14 protein-coding genes are annotated in these 15,445 nt (G+C 70.6%); 3 read left to right on the top strand and 11 right to left on the bottom strand.

Annotated features, from left to right (window positions below):
* Positions 1–4: 4 nt before the first annotated feature.
* A complete protein-coding gene (locus ACUYTF_RS06580) occupies positions 5–496 on the bottom strand; it encodes a YajQ family cyclic di-GMP-binding protein (RefSeq protein ID WP_434141852.1) in 492 nt (163 codons plus the stop codon).
* A gap of 262 nt (positions 497–758) precedes the next feature.
* On the opposite strand from ACUYTF_RS06580, the gene ACUYTF_RS06575 reads away from it, so the two are divergent.
* A complete protein-coding gene (locus ACUYTF_RS06575; protein ID WP_434141853.1) occupies positions 759–2,225 on the top strand; it encodes a cation:dicarboxylate symporter family transporter in 1,467 nt (488 codons plus the stop codon).
* A gap of 136 nt (positions 2,226–2,361) precedes the next feature.
* Here the strand turns inward: ACUYTF_RS06575 and ACUYTF_RS06570 are convergent, their stop codons facing one another.
* From ACUYTF_RS06570 to ACUYTF_RS06560, 3 genes are read right to left on the bottom strand one after another with little or no spacing between them, the layout of a single operon-like run.
* The gene (locus tag ACUYTF_RS06570; RefSeq protein WP_434141854.1) at positions 2,362–3,075 is read right to left on the bottom strand and encodes a hypothetical protein; all 714 of its coding nucleotides are present in this window, start codon (positions 3,073–3,075) and stop codon (positions 2,362–2,364) included.
* The gene (locus ACUYTF_RS06565; protein WP_434141855.1) at positions 3,072–4,031 is read right to left on the bottom strand and encodes an ATP-binding cassette domain-containing protein; all 960 of its coding nucleotides are present in this window, start codon (positions 4,029–4,031) and stop codon (positions 3,072–3,074) included. The genes ACUYTF_RS06570 and ACUYTF_RS06565 overlap by 4 nt, the downstream gene beginning before the upstream one ends.
* Positions 4,028–4,435 (bottom strand): GntR family transcriptional regulator, encoded by a 408-nt coding sequence (locus ACUYTF_RS06560; RefSeq protein ID WP_434141856.1) that lies wholly within the window; start codon positions 4,433–4,435, stop codon positions 4,028–4,030. The genes ACUYTF_RS06565 and ACUYTF_RS06560 overlap by 4 nt, the downstream gene beginning before the upstream one ends.
* Positions 4,436–4,558: 123 nt before the next feature.
* Here ACUYTF_RS06560 and ACUYTF_RS06555 point away from each other — a divergent pair, with 123 nt between their 5' ends.
* Positions 4,559–5,338, top strand: coding sequence for a GDSL-type esterase/lipase family protein (locus ACUYTF_RS06555; RefSeq protein ID WP_434141857.1), 780 nt, complete (start codon positions 4,559–4,561; stop codon positions 5,336–5,338).
* Between the two features lie 33 nt (positions 5,339–5,371).
* Here ACUYTF_RS06555 and ACUYTF_RS06550 read toward each other — a convergent pair whose 3' ends face one another.
* Together ACUYTF_RS06550 and ACUYTF_RS06545 are read right to left on the bottom strand one after the other, a co-directional pair.
* The gene (locus ACUYTF_RS06550) at positions 5,372–5,872 is read right to left on the bottom strand and encodes a glutathione peroxidase (RefSeq protein WP_434141858.1); all 501 of its coding nucleotides are present in this window, start codon (positions 5,870–5,872) and stop codon (positions 5,372–5,374) included.
* Positions 5,873–5,906: 34 nt separating this feature from the next.
* Entirely contained in the window at positions 5,907–6,668 is a 762-nt protein-coding gene (locus ACUYTF_RS06545; RefSeq protein ID WP_434141859.1) for an HAD-IA family hydrolase, read from the bottom strand.
* A 348-nt stretch (positions 6,669–7,016) separates the two neighbouring features.
* Between ACUYTF_RS06545 and ACUYTF_RS06540 the strand changes: the two genes are divergently transcribed.
* Positions 7,017–10,763 carry an efflux RND transporter permease subunit gene (locus ACUYTF_RS06540; RefSeq protein WP_449279497.1) on the top strand — a complete coding sequence of 1,249 codons (3,747 nt, stop codon included), beginning with the start codon at positions 7,017–7,019 and terminating at the stop codon, positions 10,761–10,763.
* A gap of 240 nt (positions 10,764–11,003) precedes the next feature.
* Here the strand turns inward: ACUYTF_RS06540 and ACUYTF_RS06535 are convergent, their stop codons facing one another.
* The 5 genes from ACUYTF_RS06535 to ACUYTF_RS06515 are packed head-to-tail and all read right to left on the bottom strand — an operon-like array spanning position 11,004 to position 15,262.
* Entirely contained in the window at positions 11,004–11,399 is a 396-nt protein-coding gene (locus ACUYTF_RS06535) for a transcriptional repressor (RefSeq protein WP_434141861.1), read from the bottom strand.
* Positions 11,396–12,256, bottom strand: a complete 861-nt coding sequence (locus ACUYTF_RS06530; RefSeq protein WP_449279496.1) for a metal ABC transporter permease — start codon at positions 12,254–12,256, stop codon at positions 11,396–11,398. Before ACUYTF_RS06530 ends, ACUYTF_RS06535 begins: the two co-directional genes overlap by 4 nt.
* Positions 12,253–13,269, bottom strand: coding sequence for a metal ABC transporter permease (locus ACUYTF_RS06525; RefSeq protein ID WP_434141863.1), 1,017 nt, complete (start codon positions 13,267–13,269; stop codon positions 12,253–12,255). Before ACUYTF_RS06525 ends, ACUYTF_RS06530 begins: the two co-directional genes overlap by 4 nt.
* Complete coding sequence (locus ACUYTF_RS06520; RefSeq protein WP_449279495.1) at positions 13,269–14,096, bottom strand: metal ABC transporter ATP-binding protein; 828 nt, start codon at positions 14,094–14,096, stop codon at positions 13,269–13,271. The genes ACUYTF_RS06525 and ACUYTF_RS06520 overlap by 1 nt, the downstream gene beginning before the upstream one ends.
* A complete protein-coding gene (locus tag ACUYTF_RS06515; RefSeq protein ID WP_434141865.1) occupies positions 14,093–15,262 on the bottom strand; it encodes a metal ABC transporter solute-binding protein, Zn/Mn family in 1,170 nt (389 codons plus the stop codon). The genes ACUYTF_RS06520 and ACUYTF_RS06515 overlap by 4 nt, the downstream gene beginning before the upstream one ends.
* Positions 15,263–15,445: the final 183 nt, after the last annotated feature.

Raw genomic sequence — 15,445 nt, 5'->3', positions numbered from 1 at the left:
GCGCCTACCGGAAGTTCACGAACTGCAGTGCAGTGTCCACATCGGCGCCCTTGAGCAGCGCGATGGTCGACTGCAGGTCGTCGCGGCTCTTCGACGAGACGCGCAGCTCATCGCCCTGGATCTGCGACTTCACGCCCTTGGGGCCCTCGTCGCGGATCAGCTTGTTCAGCTTCTTCGCGGTCGCCTGGTCGATGCCCTCCTTGAGCTTCGACTCGATGCGGTACTCCTTGCCGCTGGCGTAGGGCTCGCCGGTGTCGAGCACCTTGAGCGACATGCCGCGCTTGATGATCTTCGACTGCAGCACGTCGAGCACCGCGTTCGCGCGCTCCTCGGAGTTCGCCTTGATCAGGATCATGCTCTCGCCGCTCAGCGACACATCGGCCCCGACGCCCTTGAAGTCGTAGCGCTGCTCGACCTCCTTGCGCGCCTGGTTGATCGCGTTCTCGACCTCCATCGAATCGATCTTGCTCACCACGTCAAACGAAGAATCAGCCATGCGCTCCAGCCTACCGGGCAACCCCGACTGCAGGGATCGCTCCCCGCGCCGCCACCCGCATCGTTGAATGTTTCGTAATAGATGAAATAACCTTCACGAATACTTTGCTACACTCTTCGTTGGTTCGGGTGCACTGCGGCCCCGTCGCACAAGCCGCAGCCGCGCCTGTGCGACGGGTCGCGGAGCCGCCCCTCAACTTGTCGCGTCGACGAGCCGCATCGCTCGCACGCGCCACGCTTCGCAACTCTCGGAAGGACTCCTCGTGTCAACACCCACGGCGACCGCCCAGCAAGCCGCCCGCAAGCGCCGCCTCCCTGCCTGGATGACCTCGTTCGGCTGGCAGATCCTCGCCGGCCTCGTGCTGGGTCTCGTGCTCGGCACGGTCGCCCTGCAGCTCGGCTCCGACGCCGAGGGCAACGCGAACGGCCTCCAGGCCACCCTGAAGGTGCTCGGCTCGAGCTATGTCAGCCTGCTCAAGGCCGCCGTCGTGCCCCTCATCTTCACGGCGATCGTGTCGAGCATCGTCGGCCTGCGCAAGGTCACGAACGCCGCCCGCCTCGCCGGCCAGACCCTGCTCTGGTTCGCGATCACGGCCCTCATCGCGGTGTCGATCGGCATCGTGCTCGGCACCGTGCTGCGCCCCGGCGCCGTCGCCTCGCAGAGCCTCGAGACCGGCGACCCGTCGACGGTGGGCACGTGGTGGAACTTCCTCATCGGCCTCGTACCGACGAACTTCCTGGGCCTCGGCGTCGGCGCTTCGGTCGACGAGACCACGGGCGCGATCAGCGCCGCCGCGAACTTCAACGTGCTGCAGGTCATCGTGATCTCGGCGGCCGTCGGCATCGCAGCGCTGAAGATCGGCAAGAAGGCGGAGCCTTTCATCGCGCTCACCGAGTCGGCGCTCGCCATCATCCAGAAGGTGCTGTGGTGGATCATCCGCATCGCCCCGATCGGCACCATGGGCCTCATCGGCAATGCGATCGTCGAGTACGGCTGGGACAAGATGGGCTCGCTCACCGCGTTCGTCGGCGTGCTCTACCTCGGCCTCGCGCTGGTGCTGTTCGTCGTCTACCCGATCCTCGTGAAGACGCACGGCCTCTCGATCAAGCAGTACTTCTCGGGCGTCTGGCCCGCCGTGCAGCTGGGCTTCGTGAGCCGCTCATCGATCGGCACGCTGCCCCTCACCGAGCGCGTCACCGAGCGCAACCTCGGCGTGCCCCGCGGCTACGCTTCGTTCGCGGTGCCGCTCGGCGCCACGACCAAGATGGACGGCTGCGCCGCGGTCTACCCGGCGGTCGCCGCGGTCTTCATCGCCCAGTTCTTCAACATCGACCTCTCGATCATGCAGTACCTGCTGATAGTGATCGTCTCGGTCGTGGGTTCTGCGGCGACGGCGGGCACGACCGGCGCGATCGTGATGCTCACGCTGACCCTCTCGACGCTGGGCCTGCCCCTCGAGGGCGTCGGCCTGCTGCTCGCGGTCGACCCGATCATCGACATGGGTCGCACTGCGGTCAACGTCGCGGGCCAGGCGCTCGTGCCGACGATCGTCGCGAAGCGCGAGGGCATTCTCGACGAACAGCTCTACAACGCTCCGCGCAAGGGCCTCGCGTTCGATAACGACGACGTCGACGAAGCACTGGAGCAGCCGGCCACCGAGGCACCGGCCGCCGAGGCACCGGCCGCCGAGGTCGGCACTGCAGCAGAAGCCGAGCCGGCTCGCGCGTAACCCGCGCTGCTGCACGGGCAGCCCGACCTGCCCGCTCACATGCGAATGCCCGATCTGGTGCGTTATTCCGAGGAATACTGCACCAGATCGGGCATTCGCGTGCGGTGAGGCCCTGAGGTCGTGAGGCCGTGCTCGCCTACCTGACCGAGGCCCTGCGCATCGCGAACCAGGTGGCGACGAGGCACACGATGACGGCGATGACGGTTGCGACGCCGAGGCCCGCCACTGTGACCGAGGCGATGATCTCGCCGATGCGCGGCGCGATGATCAGCACGCCGAGCGCGACGACGAGGCCGAGGGCGAGGCCGACGACGGCGGGTCCCTTCGGGCCGAAGCGCACCCATACCGCACCGAACATGCCGCCCGCCGTCAGGCAGAAGAGCACGCCGACGAACGAGCGCACGACGAGTGCCACCGGGTCGCCCGCGCCGACCACGTAGGTGTCGAGCACGTAGACGCCCGCGAACCAGTGGTTCGTGACGAGCTCGAGCCCGAGCAGCACGAGCAGCAGCAGTGCGATGTACGCCGACTGCACCGCGTTCGCGATGACGGTGCCGAGGATGAAGTCGCGGCGCGTCGTGCCGAGCGCGAGCGCGAACGGATACGTCGTGGCGATGGCCTGCACCCCGTAGTAGATGAGGAACCCCGGCAGCGCCCACATGATGGCGCTGTTGTACCGGGCCCCCTCGATGTACTCGGTCGTCGAGGCGGCATCGCCGAGCGCTCGCTGGATGGCGATCGCGATGACGACCGAGATCGCCATCACGATCGCGAGGATCATCAGGGGCGCCACCATGAAGGTGGAGGCCTTCACCAGATGCAGGCGGGTGACTTTCAGTATGCGGTTCATGATGCGCTCCTTCCGTTGTGCGCTGCTCCGGCGAATGCGCCGGATTCCCGGTCGCCGCCGGCAGTACCTTCGTCCGCACCCTCGACCGATTCGCCGACGCCGAGGGCCGCGACCAGATCCTGCAGCGACACCGCGCTGATCTCGAGCCCGTCGACCTCGGCCGCCTCGCGGTCGGCCTGCGATACGGCGCGGCCGATCACGGCGGTGCCGAGGCCGCCGATCGTGCGCCGCGAGAGCACGGGGCGCCCGGCGACGAACTGCTCGAGCGCGCTCGAGCGACCGGCCACCTGGTAGGCGCCGCCCCTGAACTCGTCGACGTCGCTGTGGCGCACGACGCGCCCCTGGTCGAGCACGATGACGCGCTCGAGCATGCGATCCATCTCGTCGATCAGGTGCGTCGAGAGGATGATGGTGCGCGGGTGCTCGCCGTAGTCGCGCAGCAGCTCCTCGTAGAAGATGCCGCGCGCGGTCGCGTCGAGGCCGAGGTAGGGCTCGTCGAAGAAGGTGATGGGAGCGCGCGACGCGAGGCCGATCACGATACCGAGGGCCGAGAGCTGCCCGCGCGAGAACTTCTTCACGATCGGCTTCTCGGGGATGCGGAAGCGCTCGATGAGCCGGTCGGCCAGCCCGCTCGACCAGTTCGGGTAGAAGATCTTCGCGGCGGCGATCGCGTGCTTGAGCTTGTAGTCGTCGGGGTAGCGCTGGTTGTCGCGCACGAAGCACATGCTCTCGATGGCCTCGGGGCGCTCGAACGGGTCGCGCCCGCCCAACAGCACCTGGCCCGAGGTCGGGCGATCCTGCGCGGTGAGCAGCGACATCAGGGTCGTCTTGCCGGCGCCGTTGCGGCCGAGGAGGCCGGTGATGACGTCGGCCTCGATGTCGAGGGTGACGCCGTCGAGGGCGCGGGTGCCGCGGTAGCTGCGCGTGAGGTCGCGGGTGGAGATGGCGGTGGTCATCGGGCTTCCTCCTGGTTCCGGAGTTCGGGTTCGGCGGCCTGCGCGGCCGCCTCGGTCTGCTGGTCGATGATCGCGACGATCTCGGCGGGGCCGAGGCCGAGCGAGCGTGCCTCCGCGAGCAGCGGGGCCACGAAGCGCACGGCGAACGAGCGGCGGCGCTCCTCGGCGATGAGGGATCGCGCCCCCGGCGCCACGAACATGCCGATGCCGCGCTTCTTGTAGAGCACGTCGCGCTCCACGAGCAGGTTGAGCGCTTTGCCGGCGGTCGCGGGGTTGATCTGCAGGTGCGCCGCGAGTTCATTGGTCGATGGCACTGCTTCCTCCTCTGCGTAGATGCCCCGCAGCACCTCATCGGCGATGCGGTCGGCGAGCTGTTGGAAGATCGGGCGGCTGTCGTCGAACACTCGATCCCTCCGTTCACTGGTTAATTACTTCACTAACGAACCTACGTACCTCGCGCGCATCTGTCAAGCGTTCGAGCGAAATGGCCGACGCGCCGGCGCGGGCGACGCCGTATCCTGGTGTCCGTGAGCGAGGCGGAGCGGCAGCAGTCGGGCATCAGGTACGTCGCCATCGGCGACAGCTTCACGGAGGGCGTCGGCGACGAGCAGCCCGACGGCTCGGTGCGCGGCTGGGCCGACCTGGTCGCGCAGGGCCTCGCCGACGCGACGGGCGAGACGGTGCACTACGCGAATCTCGCCATCCGCGGGCGCCTGCTCGCACGCATCATCGCCGAGCAGCTCGAGCCCGCGCTCGCCCTCGGTCCGACCCTCGTGAGCTTCAACGGCGGCGGCAACGACATGCTGCGCCCGGGCACCGACATGGCCTGGATCACCGCCGAATCCGAACAGGCGCTGCGCCGCATCCAGCAGACCGGCGCGACCCCGCTGCTGCTCGCGGGTGCGAACCCCACGGCGGGCCTCCCCGGCGGCGAGCGCGTGCGGCGCAAGGGCGACGAGCTGGTGCGGGCGGCGACAGGGATCGTCACGCGCCTCGGCATCCCGTTCACCGATAACTGGAGCGACGCCGAGCTCGCTGGCCGTCAGTACTGGTCGCACGACCGGCTGCATCTGGCGCCGGTCGGGCATCACCGGGTTGCCGCGAACGTGCTGCGCACCCTCGGCTACGAGCCGCCGGCCGACTGGGTGTTCGCGGCCGAGGCGACGCCGGCCCCGACGGCGCGCGAGCAGCTGCGATACACGCGCGAGCACGTGCTGCCGTGGATCGGCCGGCGCATCACCCGCCGTTCGAGCGGCGACGGACGCACCGCGAAGCACCCCGCCTGGGTGGCCGTCGACCCGCGCTAGTCGCGGGCGCAGCCGGCAGGCGGCCGACCGACGTCAGCTCGCGAGCGCTGCCTCGATCGCGGCGCGGATCGCGGGGTCTTCGGGCGTCGTCGCCGAGCGGAACCGCACGACCCGAGGCGCTCCCCCGCCGGCCGGGTCGCGGTCGACGACGAACTTCTCGAAGTTCCAGCGCACGAGCCCGGCCTGCCCCTCCGGGTCGCGGCCCTTGCGCAGCTCCTTGAAGAGCGGGTCGGTGCCGCGGCCGTTCACCTTCGTCTTCGCGAGCAGGCGGAACGCGACGCCGTAGTTCAGCGTGCAGAACTCGGCGATCTCGGCATCGGTACCCGGCTCCTGCATCAGGAACTGGTTGCACGGGACGCCGACGACGGTGAGACCGCGCGGGCCGAACTCCTCGTGCAGCGCTTCGAGCCCCGCGTACTGCGGCGTGAACCCGCACTTCGATGCGACGTTCACGACGAGGGCGGCGCCCGGAGCGATGTCGCCGAACTTCGCCCGCTCGCCGCCGGGCAGCTGCACTTCGATGTCCCTGATCATGCCGCCCACGCTACTCCTCGAACCCGTGCGGCGCTCAGGAGACGATCGGCGCCCCGTCGAGCTCCGCGACGAGCGCCGGCAGCTCGCTCATGCGCCGGAACACGCGCGACGCTCCCGCAGCGAGGAGCACGTCGGCGTCGGTCGAGACCGGTCCGCCGTACGAGAAGCCGAGCACGGTCGCTCCAGCCGCGACGCCCGCGGTCACGCCCGCAACGGTGTCCTCGACGACGAGCGCGTCGACGGGGTCGATGCCGAGCGCCCGCGCGGCCGCCAGGTAGACGTCGGGCGCGGGCTTCGAGCGGGGCATCTCCATGCCGCTGAACACCCTGTCGCCGAAGTAGCCGGCGATGCCGGCCTTCGCCAGTTGCATCTCGACCTTGGGCCGGTCGGCGCCGGTCGCGCAGGCGATGCGGCCGCCGAAGTGCCGCGACACCGCGGCCACGGCTTCGGGGGCGCCGGGGATCGCCTCGAGATGCGCTCGCAGACGCTCGTCGCGCAGCGCCCGGAAGCCGGCGAGCCAGTCTTCGGTGATGCGGAACCCCGTGTGCTGCTCGATGACGCGCCACTCGTCCTTCAGCGCCCGCCCGATGAAGCGGCGCAGGCAGTCCTCGGACGAGATCGGCCACCCGAGCTCGTGCAGCATCTCGCGCAGCGTGCCGTTCGTGATGAGCTCAGAGTCGACGAGCACGCCGTCGCAGTCGAAGAGCACGCCCGCGAAGCGGCCGCGCGGCGAGTCGATTCGCCCCTCGTCCCGGTACGTCGCCGCACACTCGTCGACAGCGGTCTCCTCGGCCATGCGCGCTCCTCCGTTGCATCCCGCCCGGTACCCGCGGCACCGGCCGTTCGCCTCCCATTGTGGCCCACCCGCCGCGGGGCTCGGCATCGCGAGACGCACCCGTTTGCGCGAAACGCACCCGTGAACACCGTAGTCACGCCGTCATCTCGGGCACAAGGGGGCGCCTCGCACCACACGCTGAGAGCCTTCGGGAGCATTCCGGTTTTCCCTCTTCATACCGCGGGATGAGCGGAATGGTACTTCAGGATGATGCGGCGCCCCCTCCGCGCACGGCAGTGTGGAATCATCGACCGTTCCGCGGGCTCCGCGCCCCGCCGCGGTCGCCGATGCACGACGACGAAAGCGATCATGACCTTCCTCACACGCACCAGCCTCAAGAACCGGCTCATCGTCGGCCTCACGACCCTCGCCGTCGCGGTGGTCGGCCTCTTCTCCATGAGTGCGCTCAAGCAGGAGCTCATGCCGACGATGCAGGTGCCGATGGCCTTCGTGAGCGTGCAGTCCCAGGGCCTCGCACCCGAGGAGATGGCGCGCACCATCACGGAACCGGTCGAGCAGGCGCTGCAGGCGGTGCCGGGCGTCACGAAGGTCTCGTCGACGACGTCGAGCGGTTCGGCCGAGATCATGGTCGAGTGGTCGTTCGGCGAGAACGACGACGAGACGTTCCGCGCCGTGCAGGGCGCGGCCGATGCGCTGAAGGCGGGCTTCCCGACCGGCACCGAGGTGGCCGCGTTCTCGGGCGGCTCCGATTCCATGCCCGCGATGATGCTGAGCGCCGGCAGCGAGCAGGGCGAAGACGGCGCCGCGTTCGGCGAATCGATCGCCGGCACCGTAGTCCCCGCACTGCAGGGCGTGCCGGGGGTGCGGAAGGCCGAGCTCGCCGGGCAGGAGCAGCAGCGCATCATGATCGATCTGCGCCCCGCAGACGTCGCAGCGCTCAAGGTCGACCCGGCGATGCTCGACGCCGTACTCCAGGCGCACGGCGCGGCCCTGCCCGCGGGCGCCGCCGAATCCGAGAACGGCCAGACCTCCGTCACCGTCGGCGTGCCGCTCGGCGCCGAGGGCACCGCCGAGACCGCCATCGCCGAGATCGGCGCGCTGCCCATCGCGACCGCCGATGCCGAGGGCAACCCGGTCATCGTGACCGTCTCGCAGTTCGCCGACGTGCACCTCGAGACGAAGCCGGCGACGAACATCTCGCGCGTCAACGGCAAGCCCGCGCTCACGCTGCAGATCATGCCCGAGCAGGGCGCCAACGTCGTCGACATCTCGCACGCCGTGAACGCCGAGCTCGACCGCCTCTCCCCGATCGTGCACGCCGAATTCGTGACGATCTTCGACCAGGCGCCGTACATCGAGCAGTCGATCCACGACCTCTCGGTCGAGGGCGGGCTCGGTCTGCTCTTCGCCGTGCTCGTGATCCTCGCATTCCTGTGGTCGTGGCGTTCGACGATCATCGCGGCGATGTCGATTCCGCTGTCGTTGCTCATCACGCTCATCGGCCTGTGGTGGAGCGGCAACACGCTCAACATTCTCACGCTCGGCGCGCTCACGATCGCGATCGGCCGCGTGGTCGACGACTCGATCGTCGTGATCGAGAACATCAGCCGCCGCCGCGGCGACGGGCCGCTGACCGTCGAGGGCGTGGTCGCGTCGGTGCGCCAGGTCGCGGGCGCCATCACCGCGTCGACGCTCACTACGGTCGCCGTGTTCCTGCCGATCGCGTTCGTCTCGGGCATCGCCGGTCAGCTCTTCCGCCCCTTCGCCGTGACCGTGTCGATCGCGCTGCTCGCATCGTTGTTCGTGGCGCTCACGATCGTGCCGGTGCTCGCGTACTGGTTCATGAACCGGCGGGCGAAGCGCGGCGGCCCCGGCGCCGTCCGCGCACCGGGCGCAGACCCCGACCCCCACGACGACCTCGCCGAGATCCACACCGCACCCGACCGCCTGCAGAGCACCATCATGCCGGCGCTGAACGCGACCCGCCGCCACCCGGTCATCACGCTCGTCGGCTCCGTGCTCGTGCTGTTCGGCACGATCGCGATGAGCTCGCTGATCCCGACCGACTTCCTCGGCTCGTCGGGCGCCGAGAGCCTGCAGGTCATGCAGACTCCGACGAAGGAGCAGTCGAAAGATCTCGTGAAGGCCGCCGAACCCGTCGAGCAGGCGCTCGCGAAGGTCGACGGGGTGAGCGACGTCATCACGTCGATCCCGGTCGGCGGCAGCGGCATCGCGGGCGAAGACCCGACCGTGAGCTACGACGTGCAGCTCGACGACGGCGCCGACGCGACCGTCGTGAGCGACGCCGTCGGCGACGCCCTCGACCGGGTGAAGGATGCGGGCGAGGTGAAGCTGCTGACGCAGGACGCCTTCGTGGCGGGAGCCGCGGGCTCGGGCATCGCACTGCAGATCCGCGGCAACGACCCGGCGGCGCTCAGGCTCGCGAGCGAGAAGCTCGAGCAGGAGCTGGCAGATGCGCGGGGCGTGCAGTCGGTCGAGAGCGACATCAAGGGCGATCAGCCCGTCGTACGCGTGAAGCTCGACGAGGTGCTGGCCGCGAAGCTCGGCTTCGACCGCGCCACGGTCGCGAAGGCGGTGCAGGACGCGCTCGAGGGCCGCCACGCCGGCCGACTCATGCTCGAGGGCAACGAGCGCGACATCGTCGTGCGCACGCCGGGGGCCGAGCGCACTGCCGAGAAGATCGGTGAGATCATGCTGCCGGTCACCCCGCAGCAGACCGCCGAGGCGCAGAAGGTCGCGAACGACGCGCTGCGCGAGAAGGCCGAGGCCCAGGCCGAGGAGGCCCGCATCAAGGGCGAGAACGAGCTCGCGAAGCAGATCGGCGAGGCCGCGAACGCGCGCGCCGAGATGGCCGCGCAGCTCGACCAGCTGAACGCCCAGCTGGCGCAGCTCTCAGCCGCCCCGGTCGTGACCGCGCCCCCGGCCCCGCCGGGCCCCCAGCCGTCGCCCGAGGAGGAGGCCGCGGCCGCCGCCGAGGCCGAGCGCCAGGCGCAGATCGCGGCCCTGCAGGAGGCCATCGCGGGAGTGCGCTCAGGCATCGAAGGCGCCGACGAGCAGATCGCCGCGATGCGCGAATCGCAGGCCGAGGCAGCGCAGCAGATGGCCGAGCAGGAGGCCGCCGAGGCCGAGCAGAAGGCCGCCGCCCAGATCACGGGCACCGCGATCCCTGTCTCTGCCATCGCGGCCGTCGAGGAGGAGCAGACCGCCCCCGTGATCATGCGCACCGATGGCGAGCGCCAGGTGACGCTGACCGTCACGCCGAAGTCGGGGCAGCTCGATGCGGCGAGCGCCGCGATCGACCGGGCCATCGCCGAGACCGACCTGCCTGGGGGCGTCGTGTTCGACCTCGGAGGCGTGAGCGCCGAGCAGGATGAAGCCTTCGCGCAGCTGGGCTTCGCGATGCTCGCCGCGATCATGCTGGTGCTGCTCGTGATGGTGGCGACGTTCCGCAGCTTCCGCGGACCGTTCGTGCTGCTCGTATCGATCCCGTTCGCGGCGACCGGCGCCATCCTCGGGCTGCTCATCACCGGCACCCCGCTCGGGCTGCCCGCGCTCATCGGCCTGCTGATGCTCATCGGCATCGTGGTCACGAACGCGATCGTGCTCATGGATCTCGTGAACCGGCTGCGCACGGCGGGCGCCTCGCTCGACGAGGCGGTGGAGCACGGCACCCGACTGCGCCTGCGCCCCATCCTGATGACGGCCGCCGCAACCATCTTCGCGCTCATCCCGATGTCGCTCGGCCTCACCGGAGGCGGCGTGTTCATCTCGAAGCCGCTCGCCATCGTCGTGATCGGCGGCCTCGTATCGTCGACGCTGCTGACGCTCGTGCTCGTGCCGATCCTCTACACGCTCGTCGAGCGGCGGCGCGAGAACGTGCGGCTGAAGCGGGCGCGGCGGCGGGCGCTGAAGATCGTGTGGACGCGCAGGTTCGCGCCGGGGCAGCCGGCAGCGCTCGCGGCCGCCGCGGAGAACGATCGAGCGGTCACCGAGGTGCTCGACGATCTCGGCGACGGTTCCGCCTCGGACGACGGTTCGGGAGCGCGCCCGGGCGGCCCGAACCGCGGGGCCTGAAGCCCCGGGGTCTGAGGCCCGGGACTGAAGCCCCGTGGTCTGAGGCCCCGGGGTCTGAGGCCCCGCCCAGACTCGCCGCCGGGCGCGCAACCGCCTGCAGCGCCCGGCGGCGCACCTACCGTGGAGCCGAATGGTGCACACATCCCCCTTCGGTGCACCGTTCGGCTCCACGTTTCTCTGCGCTCAGCGCGCGGGTTCGCGGGGGAGCATGCACCGGCAGGGATCATGCCCCGGCAGATGTCACGCCGCGCGGCAGCGGGCGCAGAGCCCGAAGAGGTCGACGACGTGCTCGATCTCGGAGAAGCCGTGCTCGGCGGCGACGCGAGTCGCCCACTCCTCGACGACGGTCGCCGACAGCTCCACCGCCGTGCCGCAGCCGCGGCAGATGAGGTGGTGGTGGTGCCCCTGGGTCGCGCACGAGCGGAACAGGTTCTCGCCCTCGGGCGATTGCAGCGAGTCGGCCTCGCCCGTCTCGCTGAGGCTCGATAGCGCACGATAGACGGTCGCGAGCCCGATCGTCGAGCCGCCGCCGCGCAGCGCCTGATGCAGCTGCTGGGCGCTGACGAATCCGTGCGCCTCGGCGAGCGCCGCGCGCACGGCTTCGCGCTGCCACGTGTTGCGCTTCGGCTGCGTCATGCTCCACCTCCGACTCCGATGCCGCTTCCCACCGTAGCGCGAGCTCCGCCGGCCGCGGTGAGCCCGGCGACGAACTCGGCCAGTCGACGCACGCCGAACGCGAGCGCGAAGAGGCCGGTGAGCACGAGACCGATGGCGCCGCCGGCCGAGGCGCCGAACTCGCGCGACACCCACAATCCGATGAGGCCGCCCGCCACGCCGATGACGGCGGACACGACGGGGATCCACTCGAGACGACGCACCAGCACGCGCGCCGCGGCGGCCGGTGCGATGAGCACCGCGACCCCGAGGATGGCCCCGACGGCCGGCATCGCGACGACGACCGCCGCGGCGATCACCCCGGTCACGACGACTTCGACGGGCCAGGCGCGGTAGCCCGACGCCGTGAAGCCGACGGGGTCGAAGGCGTGGAAGACGATGCGGCGCCAGCTCACGAGCAGCAGGCCGCCGCCCACGACGATCACTGCGGCGGTCGCCGCCACGTCGCCGGCGGTGACGCTCAGCGGAGAACCGACGAGCAGCGCGTCGACGGGGACGCCGAGGCCCGGGTTGAGACTCGCGAGCAGCGTGCCGAGCGCGAAGCCGAACGACAGCACGATGCCGCTCGTCACCTGGCGACCCTGGCCGGGCAGTCGCGACAGCAGCGTCATGAGCAGCACGAGCACGAACGCGAAGAGCGCCTGGCCGAGCAGCAGGTTCCAGCCGAGCACCGCGAACACGACGCCGCCCGGGAAGGTCGCATGGCTCAGCGCGACGGCGAAGAAGGAGCGGCGGCGCAGCACGATCAGAGTGCCGGCGATGCCCGAGAGGATGCCGAGCAGGGCGAGTTCGAGCGCGGCGGTGGCGAGGTAGCTCATGCGCGGCCCTCCCGCGCCGACCCGGCGGTCGTCGCGCAGTCGGCAGCGGCCGGCGATCCCTCGCCCGAATTTCGGCTCTCACCCGAATTTCGGAGCGAAATCGCCGTTCTGCTCCGAACGACGGGTGAGCGCCGAAGTTCGGGCGCGCGCAGCATCACCACGCGCACGAACGCCGCGAGCAGGTAGCCCGCGATGAGCAGCAGCACGACCACGGCACCGGGCGAGACGCTCGCGCCGGTGCCGATCGACCATTCGAACGACAGCCACAGGCCGCCGACACCGGCCGCGAGCGGCAGCAGCACGGCGAGCGGGATGAGCAGGGCGAAGCCTCGGGTGAGGAGGCGCGCCGCGGCCATCGGCACTGTGAGCAGCGCGATGACCATGAGCACGCCGAGGGCCTGCACGCCCGCGACGACGAGCAGTGCGACCGCGATGCCGAGCACGATGTCGGCCGCGAAGGGGCGGTAGCCGGCGGCCTCGGCGCCCGCGCTGTCGAAGGCGCGGTAGAGCTGCACCCGCCAGCTCGCGAGCACGATGAGCACTGCGAGGGCCGCGACGATGACGACCTGCACGAGCTGCGCGCTCGTGACGGTGAGGAGGCGGCCGAAGAGCAGATCCTGCAGCTGCGAGACGTAGCCCTCCTGCCGCGACACGAGCACGATGCCGAGGCTGAAGAGGCCGGTGAGCACGACGGCGATCGCAGCGTCGGCGCCGACTCCGCCGCGGCGTTCGATCACGGTGAAGAGCACGGCGGCGAGCACCGCGGCGACGGCTGCGCCCGGCAGCAGGGCCGAAGTGCCGCCGATCGCCGCGCCCACGACGAGACCCGGGAAGACCGCGTGCACGAGGCCGTCGCTCACGAACTCGAGCTCGCGGAAGCTGATGAAGAGCCCGACGACGCCCGCCGCGACCGCGAGCACCGCGACCGTGACGAGCGCGCGCCACATGAAGGGCAGCGCGAAGATCTGCACGAAGCCCGGGTCGCTCACGAGCACGGCCAGATGCGCGGCCATCACTCGACCTCGCGCGCCGTGGTCACGGTGTGCTCGTCGAGCTCGACCGTCTGATCGTGGAACGCGTGCTGCACCGCCTCGAGGGTCAGCGCCTCGTCGACGGGCCCGAACGCGGCAGGGTGGCCGGGCTGCTCGGGGGCGTGGCCGCTCGACAGCAGCAGCGCGTGGGTGCAGGCCCGCTGCGCGATCTCGAGATCGTGGGTCGACACGATGACGGTGCGCCCCTCGTCGCGGATCTCGCGCACGAGAGAGAGCAGCGCGTCGCGGTTCTCGCGGTCGAGGCCGTTGAACGGTTCGTCGAGCAGCAGCAGCCGAGGGTTCGAGACGAGGGATCGCGCCAGAATGCCGCGCTGCTGCTGGCCGCCCGAGAGCTCGCCGAAGCGGCGCTTCGCGAAGGGGGCGAGCCCCACCCGGTCGAGGGCGTCGTCGACCGCCGCACGGCCCGCAGCGCCGATGGGGCGCAGGCCCCGCGAACGGTAGAGCCCCATCGTCACGACCTGCTTGAGCGTGACCGGCATCGAGGTGTCGCGGGTATCGGCCTGCGGCAGCGCGCCGACCTGCGGGCGTGCGCGCACCGGGCTCTCGCCGAGCACCGCGACCGATCCCGATACGAGGTCGGCGAGCCCGAGGATACCGCGCAGCAGCGTCGACTTGCCCGAGCCGTTCGGGCCGATCAGCGCGACGGCGGCGCCGGCCGGCACCTCGAGGCTCAGGTGGTGCACGCGGGCGATGCCGTCGTAGCCGAATGCGGCGCCGTCGAATGTGAGCGCCGGAGTCGGGGCGACCGGGTCTTCCGCAGCCGGAGACTTCGCTGCGGCGGTCCTCACTGCGCCGTCTCCGCCAACGACGCGGGCAGTGGCTCGGGCTGCACGCCCCAGGCCTCGACCATGACGCGGGTATTGTGCACGGTGGCCGAGAGGTAGTCGGCGCCGTCGCTGCCCGGGGCACCGAGCGAGTCGGCGTAGAGAGTGTCGGCATCGACGACCTCGACGCCGGCCTCGCGGGCGATGGTCTGCGCGAGCTTCGGGCTCATCGAACTCTCGACGAACACCGCTTTGACACCGCGGCGTTCGATCTCGGCGACGAGCGCGTCGATGTCGGCGGCGCTCGGCTCGGCGTTGTCCTCGAAGCTCGGCAGGATGGCGCCGGCGAAACCGATGCCGTAGTCGTGGAGGAAGTAGCGCAGCGAATCGTGCCCGCTCACCATGACGCGATCGGCCTCGGGCACGCGCGCGAACTGCGCGGCGGCCCAGGCGTCGAGCTCGCCGAGCTGGGCGATATAGGCGTCGCCGCGCGACGTGTAGTCGTCGGCGTGCGCAGGGTCGACGCGGGCGAGATCGCCGGCGATCATCGAGACCATTCCCTCGGCGTTCCGCGGCGAGGTCCAGATGTGCGGGTTGATGCTGCCGTGGTCGTGACCGTCGTGGTCGTGACCGTCGTGCGCATGCCCGTCGTGCGCATCGTCGCCGGTCGGCTCCTCGGAGTGATCGCCGGACTGTCCTCCGGCGTGCTCGTCGGCGTGCTCGTCCGCATGCGCGTCATGGGACTCGTGCGCGTCGGCGCTCTCCCCCTCGGCGGTGATATGCTCGAGCAGTTCGGGATCGAGGCCCTCCGAGGCCGTGATGATCTCGCCGTCGAAGCCCGACGCCTCGATCGCGCTGTCGATGAAGGTCTCGAGGCCGGCGCCGTTGACGATGAGCACGTCGGCCTGGCCGAGCGCGAGCAGGTCGCCGGGGCTCGGGTCGAAGTGGTGCGCCGATCCCCCCGGCGACAGGAGGCCGGTGAGCGAGATGTCGTCACCGCCGATACGGGCGGCGAAATCGTGCAGCTGGGTCGTGGTGGCGACGACGGAGAGGCGATCGTCGGGAGCGGCGCCCGACGTGCCGTCACCGGCGGAGCAGGCGCTCAGCGCGAGTGCCGCGGCGAGCGCGAGGGCGGGCAGGGCGAGCGGCGCGGGGCGCCGGAGGGTTCGCATGCGCGAAGGTGCAGTCATGAGGAGCTTTCTAAATGAGAATCGATCTCAATGGTCAGAACTCCAAGATAGCGGCTACTGATAATCATTCGCAACAGGGATCGCCGCCGGCCTCGGTCATCCCGCCGCCGTCCTCAGCCCCGCCGCCGGCCCCGGTAGCCCCAGCCCCGGCCCCGCCGCCGGTCTCAACCCCGGCCTCGACCT

It is taken from the genome of Leucobacter sp. GX0328, assembly GCF_053567315.1.
Note: the sequence above shows the minus strand (reverse complement) of the source record. Positions and strands in the feature narration are given on the sequence as shown.